This is a genomic window from Streptomyces sp. NPDC037271 (assembly GCF_055603605.1).
Map to the genome: position 1 here is coordinate 128,284 of NZ_JBVJVN010000018.1, position 16,320 is coordinate 144,603.

At 74.3% G+C, this 16,320-nt stretch carries 6 protein-coding genes and 1 pseudogene; all 7 read right to left on the reverse strand.

The window, feature by feature from the left end; translation table 11 throughout:
* Nucleotides 1-11: 11 nt before the first annotated feature.
* Nucleotides 12-1,385: a hypothetical protein gene (locus tag ACZ7G3_RS26185; protein WP_426601994.1), complete on the reverse strand. Its 1,374-nt coding sequence runs from the start codon at nucleotides 1,383-1,385 to the stop codon at nucleotides 12-14.
* Nucleotides 1,382-8,767, reverse strand: a complete 7,386-nt coding sequence (locus tag ACZ7G3_RS26190) for an SDR family NAD(P)-dependent oxidoreductase (protein WP_470928464.1) — start codon at nucleotides 8,765-8,767, stop codon at nucleotides 1,382-1,384. Before ACZ7G3_RS26190 ends, ACZ7G3_RS26185 begins: the two co-directional genes overlap by 4 nt.
* A gap of 96 nt (nucleotides 8,768-8,863) precedes the next feature.
* A complete protein-coding gene (locus ACZ7G3_RS26195) occupies nucleotides 8,864-11,224 on the reverse strand; it encodes an MMPL family transporter (RefSeq protein ID WP_470928465.1) in 2,361 nt (786 codons plus the stop codon).
* Nucleotides 11,225-11,366: 142 nt separating this feature from the next.
* Nucleotides 11,367-12,299, reverse strand: a complete 933-nt coding sequence (locus ACZ7G3_RS26200; RefSeq protein WP_470928466.1) for a short-chain dehydrogenase/reductase — start codon at nucleotides 12,297-12,299, stop codon at nucleotides 11,367-11,369.
* 11 nt (nucleotides 12,300-12,310) lie between these two features.
* Complete coding sequence (locus tag ACZ7G3_RS26205) at nucleotides 12,311-12,460, reverse strand: hypothetical protein (RefSeq protein ID WP_426601998.1); 150 nt, start codon at nucleotides 12,458-12,460, stop codon at nucleotides 12,311-12,313.
* A 313-nt stretch (nucleotides 12,461-12,773) separates the two neighbouring features.
* Nucleotides 12,774-15,581, reverse strand: coding sequence for a SpoIIE family protein phosphatase (locus tag ACZ7G3_RS26210; RefSeq protein ID WP_470928467.1), 2,808 nt, complete (start codon nucleotides 15,579-15,581; stop codon nucleotides 12,774-12,776).
* Between the two features lie 218 nt (nucleotides 15,582-15,799).
* Nucleotides 15,800-16,318, reverse strand: a pseudogene (locus tag ACZ7G3_RS26215) (type VII secretion system-associated protein); the annotation flags it as partial.
* Nucleotides 16,319-16,320: the final 2 nt, after the last annotated feature.

The window sequence follows — 16,320 nt, forward strand, 5'->3', positions numbered from 1 at the left end:
TCCTTCCGGTGCTACAGCGGCTGGTCGACGTGGTCGGGGGTGTAACGGACGGCGTGGGCGTACGTGTCCAGCAGTCCCTGGAGCGGGCGTTCGGGGAGGCCGGGCTTCCACAGTTCCACCGCCATCTCGCCGTGGTAGAGCATCGGCCAGCGGACGTACAGCCTGGGATCCGCGGCATCGTTGACGGCCTGCGACCGGGCGGCGGTGTCGGCCGCCACGTCGGCCATCAGGTCGGTCCCGCAGCCGAAGCCGTACGGGTACAGCTCCCGGTTGGGCGGTACCGACTCGATGACCGCCGCGTCGGCCCGGTCGACCCCCACGTGGGCGTGCACGCCGCCGCGGATGAGCGGGGCCGTGCGTTCGCCGTCGGGGTCCACGACCCAGTGCCCGCTCGCCGACCGCCCGAGACGGACCGTGGGAACGGAGGAGAGCAGGGCGCACACCTCCCATGCCTCCACCGACGGCCCCTTGGGGTCGACTCCCTCCGGGGCGAGGACCCGCAGGCGCTCGCCGTGGCTGCGGGGGTGGAGCACGGTGACCTCGTCCTCGCGCAGGTCCCGCTTGTCGACGTCCCAGCTGCCGGAGGCGGTGACCACGACGGCGTCGAGGCCGGGGTCGTAGAGGAACAGCATGCCCTCGCTGAGGCGCTTCCAGCCGAGGTACTCGCGGTACAGCGAGGCGAGGCCGTCCGAGACGTAGCGGTCGATCCGGACCGGTTCGGGGAGCAGGCCGAGCCGGCCCATGCGCCGCCCGGCCTCCGCCAGGTGTGCCGGTGCAGGGGAGGCGGCCCAGGCGGTGGCGGGCAGGGCGTCGCGGACCACGTCGTAGCGGTCGCCGACGTCCCGGGCGCAGGCGGCGGTGACCAGCCGGTCGCGGATCCGGTCGGCCGGCCGCCCGGTCTCGGTGGGATGGCCGCCTTCCAGGGTGAACAGGGTGGCTTCCCGCCCGCCGCGGCCGACCAGGACCACGCGGGGGGCCGCTGTCCGGGCCATGACGGTCCGCCCGATCTCGACCGCTTCGGTGTGCCGCAGGCCGGCGAGCCGCTCGGGGACCTGGGCGATCACCACCGTCCGGCGCGAGCCGACGCGCAGCCCGAGTTCGCCGCACGTCCGGGCGCTCAGCGGTGGGCTCTGCTCGGGAACCCGGTCGGGCAGGGGCTGCGGACCGGTGGGGATGTGCGTGACGATCAGCAGCAGGTCGACGTCGCCGTGCGACGATTCCACGACGGCGTGTCCCTGTTCTTCGAACGCCGCGGTGAGCTGGCGGACGAAGACGCCCAGCGCGGTGTCGTCCGGGTGGGGCCGGCCGGCGACCTGCACCACCAGCGGCCGCCACCACGGCAGTTCGTCGAGTTTCACCGCCGGGCGGTCCGGGAGGCCGGTCATCGGGTGCCTCCGGCGACCGTCGGCAGGATCCGGCGTGCCAGATCGTCGAGGCAGCTCGCCGCCATGAACTCCAGCGCGGGGATGTTGCATCCCAGCGCGCGGTCCACACCGACGGAGAGTTCGACGACCATGAGCGAGTCGAGTCCCAGCTGGTCCAGTTTGCAGGTGCGGTCGACGCGCTCGGGGGTGGTCTGCAGGACTTCGGCCACCAGCGCGGCCAGTTCCTCGGAGACCACTTCCGCCGCCTCGTCGTCACCGAGCGCGGCGAGCCTGGAGCGCAGCGCCTCGGCACGGCCGACCCCCGTGCGTCCGGCGGCCTGACGGCACGCGGCGAAGGCGGGCGGATTCAGCCCGGCGAGCAACTGGCCCATCCGCTCCCAGTCCATCCGGCCGAACACCCCGACGTGGGGCCCGTGTCCGAGTTGTCTCTCGAACGCCTGCCAGATCTCCTCCGGCGTGACCGAGCCGAAACCCAGGCGGTGCAGCGTCTGTTCGAAACCGGTGCGGACGACGAAGCCGGTCTCGGCGACACCGCCCAGGACCTGGGCGGACCCCGGCAGGCCCCGGGCGCGCCGTTGCCTGACCAGGGCCTCCAGATAGGCGTTGGCGGCGACGTAGGCGCTCTGGAGCTTGTTGCCGGCCAGGGCGGCCACCGAGGAGCACACGTGGAAGAAGTCCAGCTCGCGGTCCAGGGTGAGTTCGGACAGTACGGCGGCTCCGCGCACCTTGGGGTGCAGGACGGCGTCGAAGCGTTCGGCCGTCAGCTGGGCGAGCGGGGCGTCGTCGAGGACCATCGCCGCGTGCAGGACGCCCCGCACCGGGCGGCCCGCGTCGTCGGCGTCGGCGATCGCCCGCCGCATCGTCTCGCGGTCGGCCGCGTCGCCGGCGAGCGTCGTCACCCGTGCCCCGGCCGTCGCGAGCCGCTTCAGCAGCGCGGGCGCCTCGGGAGAGTCCGCGCCCCGCCGGCCGACCAGGATCAGGTGCCGGGCTCCCCGTCGCACCAGGTGCTCCGCCAGCGCCGCCCCGAGTCCGCCCAGACCTCCGGTGACCAGGTAGCTGCCGGTGGCGTCCAGGGCCGCCGGGAGCACCGGCTGCTCCACCGCGACCGGCCCGCCCAGTTCGACGACGATCTTGCCCAGGTGTCTGGAGTGGCGCAGGGAGCGGAACGCCTCGGGCACCGCGTCGGCGGAGTGGACCTGGTGGGGCAGCGGCCGGTACCGGCCGTCGGTGACCCGGCGGCACAGTTCGGTGAACTCCTCGGCCGCGACGTTCGGCAACTGCTCGGGGAGGGTCGCCACGTCGACGCCGAAGTAGGCGATGTTGCGCCGGAAAGGCCCCAGGAGGACGGGGGTGTTGGCGTACAGGTCGCGCTTGCCGAGTTCGACGAACCGGCCGCCGGGGCTCAGGCATTCCAGACCGCGTGCGATGGCCTCGCCCGCGAGCGAGTTGAGCACCACGTCCACACCGCGTCCGTCGGTCAGTTCGCGGACGTCCTCGGCGAAGCGCAGGTCCCGCGAGTTGAGGACGTGCCGCACGCCGAGCATCCGCAGCAGGTCGCGCTTGGCCGGCGTACCGGCGGTCGCGATGACCTCGGCGCCGACGGACGACGCGTACTGCAGGGCGGCCAGGCCCACTCCACCGGCCGCGCCGTGGACCAGCACCCGCTCTCCGGCGTGCAGGCGGGCCAGGCGCTCCAGCCCGTACTGGACGGTGAGGAAGACCGCGGGGAGGGTGGCCGCCTCGGTGAAGGACATCCGCTCCGGGACCCGTCCCAGCTGCTCGGCCCGGACGGCGACGTGCGAGGCGAACCAGCCCACTCCGCTGCCGAAGACGCGGTCACCGGGGGCGAGGCCGGTCACTCCGGCTCCCACGGCGACCACCTCACCGGCGCCCTCCAGCCCCAGAGCGGGTCCCTGGAGACCGGGTACCGGCCGGTCGTCGGGGATCAGGCCGGTGGCGAGCATCACGTCGCGGTAGTTCAGGGCGGCGGCCCGTACGGCGACCAGCACCTCGCCTGCCGCGGGGGCGGGGACGTCCTGCGGTTCCCAGACCAGGCGGTGGGCCATGCCGGGGTCGCGCAGGCTCAGCCGGTATCCGTCGGTCTGCCGGCGGACCGGCGGCGCGGCCGTGGTGAACCGGGGGACGAAGCGGCCGGCCCCGGTCAGGACGATCTCCCGTTCGGCCCCGGGGTCGTGCAGTTCGGCGAGCAGCCGCGCCGAGTCCCGTGCGGTGTCTCCCGAGCGTTCCAGCGAGATCATCCGCACCTCGGTCGCGGGGTACTCGCTGGCGACGGTGCGGCCGAGCGCCCAGAGGGCGGCGGCCTCGGGTGCCTGGGGGCGTTCCGGGGCCGGGAAGAGACCGGTCGGGGGCAGGATCAGCCACAGCGAGGTTTCCCGGCAGGTACCGAGGGCGGCCACCACGTCCCGGATGCGGCAGGCGGCGCGGGTGATCGCGGCGGCCGGGTCGGACGCCGGGGCGGTGGGGCCGGCCGGGTAGGCGGGGTCCAGCAGCAGGGCCACGCGGACGGAGGCGTCGGGCCCGGACGGCACCGTCGCGGCCCAGTCCGTCACGTCGAGCGGCAGGGGCCGGGTGCCGAGCGCGTCGGCGAGGGGGCCGGCCAGTGCGTCGGGGGCGGCCGCTGCCACCAGCCACCGGCCGGCCGGTGGCGGCGCCTCGGCGGGCGGCGGGCAGGTGATGGCGGGGGCGGTCGCGCGGCGGGCGAGGATCACCGAGTCGCTCGCGCGCTCCACGTCCGGTGCCTCCCCGGTGCAGGCCACGGCGTCGAAGCCGTGGGCGCCGAGCAGTTCCTTCCACTGCGCACGGGTGAGGAGGGGCGAGTCCTGCCGCAGGGCGGTGTCCGTGTAGTCCCAGTAGTCGTCCAGCACGCCGAAGAAGGTGGACACCCAGTCGCTGTCGTGGCTCTCCAGCGCCAGCAGCATGCCTTCGTCGGCGAGCAGCACGGCGAGCCGGCCGACGGCGGCGGCCAGGTCCTTGGCGGTGTGCAGCGCGTTGGCGGCGATCACCACGTCGAACTCGTGCGCCCGCATGCCCTGTTCGGCGGGGTCGCGGTCGAGGTCGAAGGTGGTGTACTCGACGAAGTCGTAGGCGGCGAACCGGGCCTTCGCCTTCCCCAGGAAGCCGGCCGAGCGGTCGGTGAACACGTAGCGGGTGCGCTCGGGGGGCAGGACGGGCAGCAGCGCGCCGGTCATGCCGCCGGTCCCGGCGCCCACTTCCAGGATGCGCAGGGGCCGGTCGGCGGGCCAGTGCTCGACCATCGCGTCGAGCAGCTCCGCGGCGTAGGCGTTGTGCAGGCGCAGGTGGGGTGCGTTGCCGTAGAGCTGGGTGAGGAAGTGCTGGTCGGCCTCGCCGAAGAGGACCTCGCGGGGGTCGTCCTCTCCGCGCAGCAGGCGGGCGAGTCGCAGCCCGCAGCGGAGACCCGGCAGGGTCAGGGTCAGCGCGTCGGGCAGGTCCGCGAGCAGGGGGCGGATCCGGTCCAGGGGGCCGGTGGCGGTGTCCTGTCCGGTCAGCCGCCAGTGGTCACGGGTGGTCCGCTCGGCGAGGCCGAACGCGCACATGGTCGTGGCCAGCCGGCGGAGGTAGGGCCGGTATTCCGGCAGCGCGCCGGCTTCGCACAGGTCGTCGAGGCCGAAGTCGGGCCTGCCCGGGAGGAGCGTCTCGACGGCACGGCGGGCGAACAGTGCCGCGATCTCTCCGGTCCGGGCCGTCACCTGCTCGTAGTGGTCGTCGATGCTGTCGCGCAGGCGCGCGCGGGCGGGGGCCGTCCGTGTCATCAGCTCGGCGGGAGCGGGCAGCCGCACCGGCGCGGCGCCGCCCCGTGGCGCCGCGCGGAGGACGAGTTCCCGCAACGCGGCGGGGGTGCCGTCGTGCAGGTCGAACCGACGCAGCCGGCAGCCTTCCAGTTCCATGTGGACCCGGCCGTCCCGGTCCGTCAGCGACACGTCCCAGACGGCTTCCCGGCCGCTCGCCCGGACGAGCCGCAGGTGCAGGTGGCCCTCGGACGCCGGCGGGTGCCACAGGCGCACGGCCGTCAGCTCGGCGGGCAGGAAGAGCGCGTCGCCCGTCAGTGCGGCCAGCAGCGGGGCTCCGGCCTGGAGGGCACCGTCGGTGATCACCGGGTGGGCGAGGTAGCCGTCGGTGCTCTGGCCGGTGCGGTAGGAGGCCAGCAGTTCCCCCTCGCCGAGCCGGAACTCGGTGAGGACCTGGAAGGCCGGGCCGTGCGTGATGCCGCTGGCGGCCAGGCCCCGGTAGTGCGCGTCGGCGGGTACGGGGTCGGGGTGGAGCCGGGCGCGCAGCGCGGCCAGGTCGAGGGGGGCGGGCGCCGGGCGCAGGAGGCGGCGCACCCGTCCCTGCGCGTGGTGCTGCCAGGGCGCGTCCGGTCCGGTGCGGCCGGCGATGGTCACGGTCCCGGTCCGCGGGTCCAGACCGGTCTGGAGGAGCAGGTCGTCGGTGCTGTCCTCGCCGGGCAGGAGGCAGGCGCTGGTGATCGAGAGGTCGGTGACTTCCAGCGCGGTCGTGTCGAGGTGGTGACGACCGGCGGCGAGTGCGGCTTCGAGGTGTCCGGTGGCCGGCAGCACGGTGGTCCGGCCGATCCGGTGCTCGGACAGCCATGGGCTGCGTACCGTGCTCAGCACGCCGTGCCAGGCGGGTCCGGCCGTGACGGCACGCTGCCCGAGCAGCGGGTGCAGGGGTACACCGTCGCTGGCGATGCCGGACCACCAGCCGGGCTCGGCCTCCCAGTACCGCTCCCGCTGCCACGGGTAGGCGGGCAGTTCCACCGGTGGTGCCGGCCGGGGGAAGTGCACGTCGGTGTCGACGTCGGCTCCGGCGGCCAGCAGGTGGGCGACGGTTCCTCTGAGGGCCGCCGGGCCGTCGGCGCGCCGGGAGCCGGTTCTCACCACCGCGGCGGGCGAGGTGCCGCCCTGGGTCAGCCGGCGCAGGTAGGGGCCGAGCACGGAGTGCGGACCGATCTCGACGAAGACGTCGAAGCCCTCGGCGGCCAGCGCCTCGACGGCGGGGGCGAACCGCACGGGCTCGCGGACGTTCCGCCACCAGTACTCGGCGTCCAGCGGGCCGGCGTCCCAGAGGCGGCCGGTCACCGTGGAGGCGTACGGCATCGTGGGTTCGGTGGACGGGAGACCGGCCAGGCCGGTGAGCAGGGGCTCCCTGATGGGGTCCATGGCGGCGCTGTGAAAGGCGTAGTCGAGGTCCAGCTCGCGGGCGAACACGCCGCGCTCCTGCACGGACCGGCTGAGGAGTGCCACGTCGGCGCCCGGTCCGGCGACCGTGGTGTCGGTCCTGCTGTTGACCCCGGCCAGTTCGAGCCGGCCGTCGTACGCGGCGAGCTCGGCCGCCAGTTCTTCCTCGGCCAGTCCGACGGCCGCCATGCGCCCCGTGCCGGCCGTGGCTTCCTGGGCCCGGCTGCGTGCGGCGACCACGCGGGCGGCGGACTCCAGGTCGAGCGCTCCGGCCACGCAGGCCGCGGCGATCTCGCCGACGCTGTGACCGACGACGGCCCGCGGCCGCACACCGTGTGCGCGCAGTGCCTCGACGACACCGAGCTGGTAGGCGAACAGCAACGGCTGGGCCACTTCGGTGGACTTCAGCCGCCCCGCGTCGCCCGCCGCCAGCGCGTCGACGACGGACCATCCCAGCAGTCCGTCGAGTACGCCGGCGACGTCCTCCACGGCCCGCCGGAAGGCCGGCTCGGTGCGCAGCAGCTCGGCTCCCATGCCGGGCCACTGCGACCCGTTCCCGGAGAAGGCGAACGCCACACGGCCGTGCGCCACCGCTCTGGCCGTGGCCGAGCCCGGCGCCGGACGTTCTCCGTGGGCGGCTGCCGTCAGGGCGGACGCCGCCTCCTGTCCGTTCTCGGCCAGCACCACGGTGCGGTGGTCGTGCCGGGCCCGCCGCCGCGTCGTGGTGTGGGCGACGCCGTAGAAGGTGCTCGCGTCGGCTTCCTCGAGTCGCTCGGCCAGCCGGCCGCACGCCTCGGTGAGGGCGCCTGGGCCCCGGGCGGTCACCATGACGGGCAGTGGGCCGCAGGCCGCCGCCCGAGGGCCGGGAACGGCCGGGGCGGGGCCCAGCAGCACATGCGCGTTGGCCCCGCCGAAGCCGAACGAGTTGACGCCGACCACCGCGTCGGGGGACACCTCCACGCGGTGCGGCCGGACGGTGGGGCTCAGGTTGAGGTCCTGGAAGCCGATGCGCGGGTTCAGCGGCTGGGCGTGCAGGGTGGGCGGCACCAGGCCGTGCCGCAGCACCAGGATGGCCTTCAGCAGGCCGGGCACTCCGGAGGCCGGTTCCAGGTGCCCCAGATTGGTCTTCACCGAGCCGATGGGCAGCGGGCCGACGGTACGCCGGGTCCCGAGTGCGCGGCCGATGGCCTCGCACTCGATGGGGTCGCCGATCGCGGTGCCGGTTCCGTGGGCTTCGACGTAGACGAGACGGTCCGGGTGCACCGAGGCCGCGGCGTAGGTGGTCGTCAGCAGGCTCTGCTGCGCCGTCCCGTTCGGCAGGGCGATGCCCGGGGTGCGGCCGTCGTTGTTGGCACCGCTGCCGAGGATGACCGCGTGGACGCGGTCGCCGTCGGCCAGGGCGTCGGGCAGCCGTTTGAGCAGCAGCAGGCCGCCGCCCTCGGAGCGGACGTAGCCGTCCGCGTCCGCCGAGAAGGCCCGGCACCGGCCGGTGGGCGACAGCATCGACGCGGCGGAGAACCCGGCGAACACGCGGGGGTCCAGGAGGATGTTGACGCCGCCCGCGAGGGCCAGCCGGGTGCGGCCGGCGCACAGGTGCTCGTACGCCCGGTGGACCGCGGTGAGCGCCGAGGAGCAGGCCGTGTCGAGCGCGAAGCTCTCCCCGTGCCAGTCCAGCAGGTGCGAGATGCGGTTGGCGGTGTTGGCCAGGGCGACGCCCGTCATCGAGTGGACGTCGCCCCTGCCGGGCCCGGCCTGCGCGAGACGGCCGAAGTCGTGGCTGGAGCAGCCGACGAAGACCGCGCCGTCGGTCCCCGCGCAGGTCGCCGGGTCCACACCCGCGTCGTCCAGCGCCTCGACCGCCAGTTCCAGCAGCATCCGCTGCTGCGGGTCCATGTGCTGCGCTTCTCGCGGGGAGATGCCGCGGAAGTACTCGCAGTCGAAGCCCGGGACGTCCGGCAGGAAGCCGCCGGCCACGGTGTAGGAGCGTCCGGGCCCGCGCCGGCCCCCGTCCAGGAAGTCCGCCGCGTCGAACCGGTCCGGTGGGACTTCCCCGACCAGGTCGTCTCCCTTGACCAAGGCGGTCCAGAGTCCGGCCAGGTCACTGATGCCACCCGGAAGTCGGCAGGCGGTGCCGATCACGGCGACGGCTTGAGCCAGCTCGGTCATGGAGCTCCTCACGATGATTGTCGGTAGGTCGGTAGGCCGGTCAGTCAGTAGGTCGGCAGGCAGGCAGGAGGGATGCCGTCCGGATCCGGGCGGCGGTCACCCTGTCTCCGCCTCGGCGGGCCGGCCCGCGGGGGCGGTGCGCCGGCGCAGCGTCGGCGTCCACCAGTTGGCCCCGCCGGCCATCTGCATCACCGCCGGGACGAGGACGCCCCGCACGACGGTGGCGTCGAGGACGACGATCGCGGCCATCGTGGCGCCGAGGACCACCAGGAGGCTGACCTGGGACAGCATCAGGGCGCCCATGCTGACGGCGACGACCAGCGCGGCGGCGGTGAACAGCCGCCCGGTGTGTTCGACGCCGAACACGATGGAGGCGGTGTTGCGGCGGGTCCGGCGCCATTCCTCCGCCATCCGGGAGACGAGGAGGACCTCGTAGTCCACGCAGAGGCCGAACGCCAGGGCGGCGGCGAGCAGCGGCATGGTGATCTCCAGTACGCCCTCGCCCCCTCCGGCCGGCGGTCCGAGGACCTGCCACCGCTGGAAGAGCAGGACCATCAGTCCGAGCGCCGCACCGATGGCCAGAGCGCCCAGGAGCGCGGCCTTGAGCGCGACGAACAGGCTTCTGGTGAAGAGGAGCAGCATGCCGAACACACCGCTGAGCATCAGCGTCGACCACCAGGGCAGCGCGGCCGTCACGGCCTTCCGGGTGTCGGCGAGATGGGCGGCGGTCCCCGCGACCTGCGCGGGCCCCGGCGCCGGAGTACCGCGCACCGCGTCGACGAGTGCCGCGGTGCTCCTCGACTGGACGGGTTCCGCCGCGAACACCACCACCAGCGTCCCGCGCTGCCGGGCCGCCCCGCCGTGCCGTGCCCCGGTGAGCCTGCCGTGGGTGTAGTCCCCCGCCGCGGTGCTCACCCGGGCGGCACCGGGCAGTGCCGCCAGACGTCGCGCGTAGGCGTCCAGCTCGGCCGCCCGGGCCACCGGGTCCGTTCGAGGCAGCACCACGGACAGTTGCCGGTCGGGCGGGTGGGGGAAGTCCGCGCGGACCTCCCCGGCGGCGGTCCGCGCCTCGGCATGGGCCGGCAGGACGGACTCGTCCATCAGGGCGGGCCGGAGCCCGGTGACGGGCACGGCCAGCCCGAGCAGCAGGGCGGACCCGGCCATCGCCCACAGCACCGGTCGTCGGGTCACCGTGAGCGCGACCCGGCGCCACGCCGGACTCACCGAGGGGTCGGTGGAGGGACGGCTCCACGGCGGACGGCGGGACGTGTGCGACCGGTCGAGCCGGCCGCCCAGGGCGGCCACCAGGGCGGGAATCAGGAACAGGGTGCCCGCCGCGCAGAACGCGACGACCACGAGCGACGCGATCGCCAGCGAACGGATCAGCCCCAGGGGGAACACGAGCAGCGCCGCCATGCACCAGGCCATGGTCAGGGCGCAGAACATCACGGCCCGGCCGGTGGTGGACATCGCCCGCCCCACCGCGTCCTCCGGACCCAGGCCGCGGTTCCGCTCCTCGCGGTAGCGCGAGAGGGTGAACAGGGCGTAGTCGACGGCGAGGCCGAAGCCGAGGGCGCAGCTGAGGTTGACGGCGAAGACCGAGACCGGTGTGAGTCTGGTCGCGACCGCCAGCAGGGCCACGGCTCCCGACATCGCGGTCGCACCGATCGCCAGGGGTACGAGCGTGGCGCCCAGGGAGCCGAAGGCCAGCACCAGGACCAGGAACGTCACGGGCAGGTTGAACAGTTCCGAGTGGAGCAGGTCGCGCTCCGCCTGGTCGGTGGCGGTGACGTTGACCCAGGCGGGACCGCTCACCGACAGGGTCAGTTCCGGGGCTGCGGAGCGCAGGGTTGGCACCAGGGTGCGTGCGGTGCGGGCGGCCCCGGACTCGCCGCCTTCGAGGTCGATACGCACCAGGGCGCCGCGTTCGTGGGACGCGCGGAGGGGGTCCAGCCCGGTGCTCCAGTACGACAGTGCCGACGCGACCCCCGGGGACCGGGCGGCGCGTTCGGTCAGCCGCCGTCCCTGCTCCGCCACCTCGGGGGCGTCGACCGAGCGGTCGGACCGGGCGTAGAGGATGAGGTCCGGCGTGCCGGCGGCGAACTGCCGGGCGGCCTTCTCGGCGCGCCGGGCGGCCGTGCCGTCAGCACTGTATCCGCCGTTGGACCACTGGGTGCCTTCGCTCAGGCCGACGAGGGCGCACAGTGTGAGCAGGCAGGCCGTCGAGCCGAGCACGACCCAGCAGTGCCGGAACGACCACCTTGCCACCGCGCCCAGCCGCGCTGCTCCCTTCTTGACCGCGTCCTCGTCCGCGGGCGGCACCGGGCGGGGAGGGGCGGGGCGCTCGGCGGAGCCGAAGGAGGCCCTGACGCGGGCGCCGAGGCGCGCGGTGGAGCGGCGTGCCGGCGGCGTCGCGCCGTTCGCGGACCCGCTCGCGGCGGTCGCCTTGTCGGACATCGGCCGCACCGTCCCTTCGGATGGCCGGATGCTTGCTACGCGTCGTCTGCCGGGTCGGGGCCTGCCCCGCGCCCTGTGCGGCCGGCCACCGCGGGCGCCGTGCCCTCGCGCGTGTGCCGGCCGTTCCGGAGGACATGGGTACTCACTCCGGTTCGGGGGGCGCCGGCGCGGCGGGGGAGCCGGCGTGCGGCGGTCCCGGCGTCGGAGCCGGTGGGTGCGGAGGGCTCGCGGACGCTCCGTTCTCGAGCGCTCGCAGGATCGACCGGAAGCCGGTGTTGCGGATCAGGAGGCGGTCGCAGAGGGGGTTGACCACGCCGCGCAGGATCCCGACGGGCTGCCAGCGACGGGGCACCGTGATGCTCGCGGTACGTCGTTCGATTCCCTGCACCACACGGAGTGCGACGGCTTCCGCGGGAATCGGCGCGGCGAGGGCACGGGGGAAGCCGGCTTCGCGCATCCTCGTGGCCAGATCGTCGCCGCCGAAGGCCGGTCGGGTCATCTCGGTCTCCACCCATCCCGGGTAGAGGACACCGGCGGTGGCCCCATGCGTGCTCAGCTCGACCCGCAGAGCCCGGGCGAACTGCTCGACCGCGGCTTTGGAGGCCGCGTAGGCGCAGTTCACGACGCCGTTGACGTAGGCGTAGACGGACGCGTTGACCAGGACGTGACCGCGATGCGCGCGGATCTGGGGCAGCGCCGCCCGCGCGGTACGCCAGACACCCAGGAGATTCACCTCGATCACGCGCTCGAACGTCGCGGGATCGACGGTGGCGACCGTGGCGGGACGCGCCGGGGCGATGCCCGCGTTGGCGAAGACGACGTCGAGCCTGCCGAAGCGGTCCACGGTACGGGCCACCACGTCGTCCAGTGCCGCCCGGTCCGTCACGTCCACGCTCAGGGGCAGCGTTCCCTCTTCCCCCAGTTCGCGCGCCAGCGCCGCGACCGAGGAAGCGGTGCGGCCGGCCAGCACGAGGTTCGCGCCCCGGGCCCGCAGGGCCCGGGCACAGGCTGTGCCGATGCCGCCGGCGGCGCCGGTGATGAGCACGGTCTTGCCGGCGATTGAGTAGCGAGGCATGGTCGACGCCCTCATCCACGCGGCCGGTGCGCCGCGCCGAGGGCCGTCGGCGCCATGGCCTCGGAGTGGTCCGGCAGCGCCGCGCGTTCTCGCCACCGCCGTGCGGCGTCCGCCGCCATGTGATCCAGCGGGCGCTGCCCCTCGTGCGGAGTCAGACGCATGCCGTCCCCCTGCCCTCTTCTCATTTCACCCGGACCGCGGACCGTGCGACTCGCCGGGAGCACCGGGTCGTGGTCGCTCGCGCGCCGGTCGCCGCCCTCATCGTCGAAGAGGAGAACCGTCCGTCGCCCGGAATCGGCCCCTTCGGCCCCGATGGAATGAATCGGAGGCACGGGTGGCACGGAGCGGCGCGGACCGGCGCATTGGGCCGCCCCCGCGGGCTCCGGCCCGGCGGCCGGCGGGTCGGCCCGGACCGGGCAGGCGTTTCCCGCCCACGGGCTCCGGGCTGCGGCCTGCGGCCCGGGCACGTCCCCGTCAGAGGGCTTCGTCGTTCCACAGGTCGAGCGGGACGGCGCCGGGGTCACCGGGTTCCGCCGCACCGCCGTGAAGGGATTGCTCGGTCCAGATGACCTTGCCCGCGGGGACGTAGCGGGTGCCCCAGCGTTCGGCGTACTGGGCGACGAGGAACAGGCCACGGCCGCCCTCGTCGGTGGTCTTCGCCCGGCGCAGGCGGGGTGAGGTGCTGCTGCCGTCGGACACCTCGCAGATCAGGCTCCGGTCGTACAGCAGTCGCACGGTGATCGGGTCGCCGCCGTAGCGAATGGCATTGGTGATGAGCTCGCTGAGGATCAGCTCGGTGGTGAAGCTGGTGTCGCGCAGACCCCAGTCGGCCAGTTGCCGGGCGCAGGCGGCCCGGACCGGCGCCACCGCCGCGGGATCGCGGGCCACGTCCCACTCGGCGAAGTCCGAGGGGTCGAGGCGCCGCGTGCGGGCCACGAGCAACGCGATGTCGTCGCTCGGCTGAGCGGGCAGCATGGCCTCGATCACCGCCGTGCAGGTGGCCTCCGGGGTACGGCCGGCTCCCGTCAGGGCGGCACGCAGTGCCTCCAGCCCGGTGTCCGGGTCGCGGTAGCGGTTCCGGTCGTGGATCAGTCCGTCGGTGTACAGCACGAGTTTCGAGCCCTCGGGCAGTGTCAGCTCCGCGGCCTCGAAGGGGAGGGTCGCACCCAGCCCCAGCGGTGGGGAGACCGGCAGATGGGGGAAGGTCACGGTCCCGTCGGGCCGGACGACCGCGGGCCCCGGGTGGCCGGCGGTGGCGGCGGTCACCTGACCGGAGACGGGATCGTAGACGGCGTACAGGCACGTGGCCCCGGTGATCTCCTGCCCGTCCTGCTCTTCGGCGGCGGCCTCGTGGGCGTCGATGTGGGCCACCAGTTCGTCCAGATGGCTCAGCAGTTCCTCGGGCGGCATGTCCAGGGTGGAGAAGTTGTACACGGCGGTCCGGAGCCGGCCCATGGTGGCCGCGGCGTGCAGGCCGTGGCCGACGACGTCGCCGACCACCAGTGCCACACGGGCGCCGGACAGGGGGATGACGTCGAACCAGTCGCCACCCACCCCCGCCCGGGCCGGGAGGTACCGGTGGGCCGCCTCCAGAGCGTTCTGTTCGGGCGTGCCGCGGGGCAGGAGGCTGCGCTGCAGGGTGACGGCCATGGCGTGCTCGCGTGTGTAGCGGCGGGCGTTGTCGATGGCGATCGCGGCTCGGGCGGTCAGCTCCTCGGCGAAGGACTTGTCCTCCTCCTCGAACGGCGCGGAGGCGTCCGCGCGCCAGAAATGCGCTACTCCCAGCAAGACCTCCCGCGCCCGCATCGGCGCCACGACGAGGGAGTGGACTCCCCGTTCCAGTACCCGCCGCCCCCGCTCGGGGTTCTGTGCCCGCCAGCCGTCGGACGTCCTGAGATCCGCCTCCAGGACCGCCCGGCAGCTGTCCACCGCGGCGGCGCCGGGGCCGTCGGGCGGGAAGCGGATCAGCTCGCCGACGGGCGAGAGGCCGTAGTCGCCGTTCCGGCCGTGGACGACGGTACGACGCAGCAGGGTGCCCGCGTCCGGCGGCTCCTCACCCCGCCGGACGGAATCCCACAGCTCCACGGTGACGACGTCGGCGAACTTCGGCACGGACACCTCCGCCAGTTCTTGAGCGGTACGCGTCACATCCAGTGTGGTACCCATCCGTGCCCCCGCGTCGTACAGCAGCTTCAGCCGCTCCAGCGCGACCTCCGCCCGCCCCGTCACGGTGGCCAGCTCCGTGGTGTCCCGCAGCGTCACCACGCTGCCCGCCCGGCCCCCGTACGGGGCCGTGGACCGTTTGTTCACCGCCAGCGGCCGGTCCCCGACCAGCCGCACCGCGTCCGTGACCGGCTCGTCCGACGCCAGCAACCGCGTCATCTCGTCGTCCAGCCCCAGGTCCGCCGTCCGGCGCCGCTCCGCGTCCGCCGGGAGGCCCAGCAGACGTCGTGCCTCGTCATTGGCCAGCAGCACTCGCCCTTCCGCCCCGGTGATCAGTACGCCCTCCCGCACGGCGTGCAGCACCGCGTCGTGGTGCTCGTACATCCGGGTCATCTCCGCCGGGCCCATGCCGTGGGTCTGCCTCCACAGCCGGCTCGACACCAGTGCCGCCCCCGCGGTGGACAGCACGAGCGCGGCCACGCCGGTGGCGAGGATGATCGGCAGCTGCCGTTCGACCATGTCACCCACGTTCTCCACCGTGATCCCGGCGGACACCAGGCCGACCACGGAGCCGTCGGCACCGGTCACCGGGACCACGGCCTGCACGGCCTCTCCTGCGCCGGCGGGCAGCGACGGTCCGCCCGCCCGCTCGACGACGGTGCGGCCTTCCAGTGCGGGGCCGATGGTGCCGACGAACTTCTTCCCGATCTGCTTCGGGTCGGGGTAGGTGAGGCGGACCCCCTCGGTGTCCATGACCACCACGAAGTCCACGCCCGCCCTTTGACGGGCCGCTTCGGCTCGCGGCTGGAGGACGGATGACGGATTCGGCGCGCTCAGTGCCTCGGCCGTGCCCGGAGCGTTCGCGAAGGACTCGGCCGCTGTCACCGACATGCGCTCGGCTTCTCTCTCGCTGTCGCCGTCGGCCTGGATCACCAAGGCTGTCACCGCGGCTCCGACCAGCAACAACACGGCAACGACCTGCAACAGGAACGCCTGCCCCGCCGTGGTGCGCAGGCTGAGCAGTGAGCGCGGCCCCGGCCACGAACCGCGACGCGGGCCGTCGGTCCCGCGTTGGTCAGAGCGGCCTCTCGACCGTCGGTTCGGGCGGAATGACCGCATTCCTTCCATGGCTCAATTTCTACCTCGCGGCCCGTGCCGGAAGCGACAACCGGAGCCGAGGGCCCGCGGCGACGGCTCGCACCAGGTGTCCCTGGACAAGGTCGTCGCAATGACGGAGGAGACCGGCGCGGGCATGCCGGTCATGTACGAGGGGACGGGCCCGGGGCGGGCTCGTGGGGAGCGTCATCGGGTGTCCGGGAGAGACGTGCCCTGAGCTGGTCGGGCTCCAGCACGCCACCCGCTGGGCCGGCCGGGTTGACGTAGAGCGCGTGGCCGGGCGGCAGGCGGTCCAGGAGGGCCGGGGCGGTGACGACGTCGAAGGCGAAGCCGCCGACGCGGTCGAGGTGGGGGGAGGCGGTGAAGACCGGGACCACGAGTCCGCCGTCCGCCACGGCGGCGGTCACGGGCGCACCGTCCGGCAGGGTCAGCACCGCCACCTCGGCGGCGGCCAGAGCCCGCAGGACGTCGTCGGCCGGTCCGTAACCGGTGACGGCGAGCTGGAGCGCCGCGTCGACGTCGTCGGTGGGTTCGGGCCAGCCGAGCGATTCCGGGGACGGGCGGTACGCCTCGTTGTCCTCCCACTCCTCGATCTCGCCGGTCGTTCCCGTGCGCCAGCGGCCGACCACGACCCGGTCGGGCGGCAGGCCCTCGCCGTCCCAGCCGGGGTCGATCATGCTGATCCAGTGCTCCGGCGCGAGCCGTGCGGCCCCGACGATGTCCGCGGGGGGCGTGGGCATCG

Bases quoted from the DNA above. Each gene is read 5' to 3' on its own strand.
- ACZ7G3_RS26210 (WP_470928467.1), bottom strand. From the start codon at position 15,581: ATGCGGTCATTCCGCCCGAACCGACGGTCGAGAGGCCGCTCTGACCAA.
- ACZ7G3_RS26205 (WP_426601998.1), bottom strand. From the start codon at position 12,460: ATGCGTCTGACTCCGCACGAGGGGCAGCGCCCGCTGGATCACATGGCG.
- ACZ7G3_RS26190 (WP_470928464.1), bottom strand. From the start codon at position 8,767: ATGACCGAGCTGGCTCAAGCCGTCGCCGTGATCGGCACCGCCTGCCGA.
- ACZ7G3_RS26185 (WP_426601994.1), bottom strand. From the start codon at position 1,385: ATGACCGGCCTCCCGGACCGCCCGGCGGTGAAACTCGACGAACTGCCG.
- ACZ7G3_RS26200 (WP_470928466.1), bottom strand. From the start codon at position 12,299: ATGCCTCGCTACTCAATCGCCGGCAAGACCGTGCTCATCACCGGCGCC.
- ACZ7G3_RS26195 (WP_470928465.1), bottom strand. From the start codon at position 11,224: ATGTCCGACAAGGCGACCGCCGCGAGCGGGTCCGCGAACGGCGCGACG.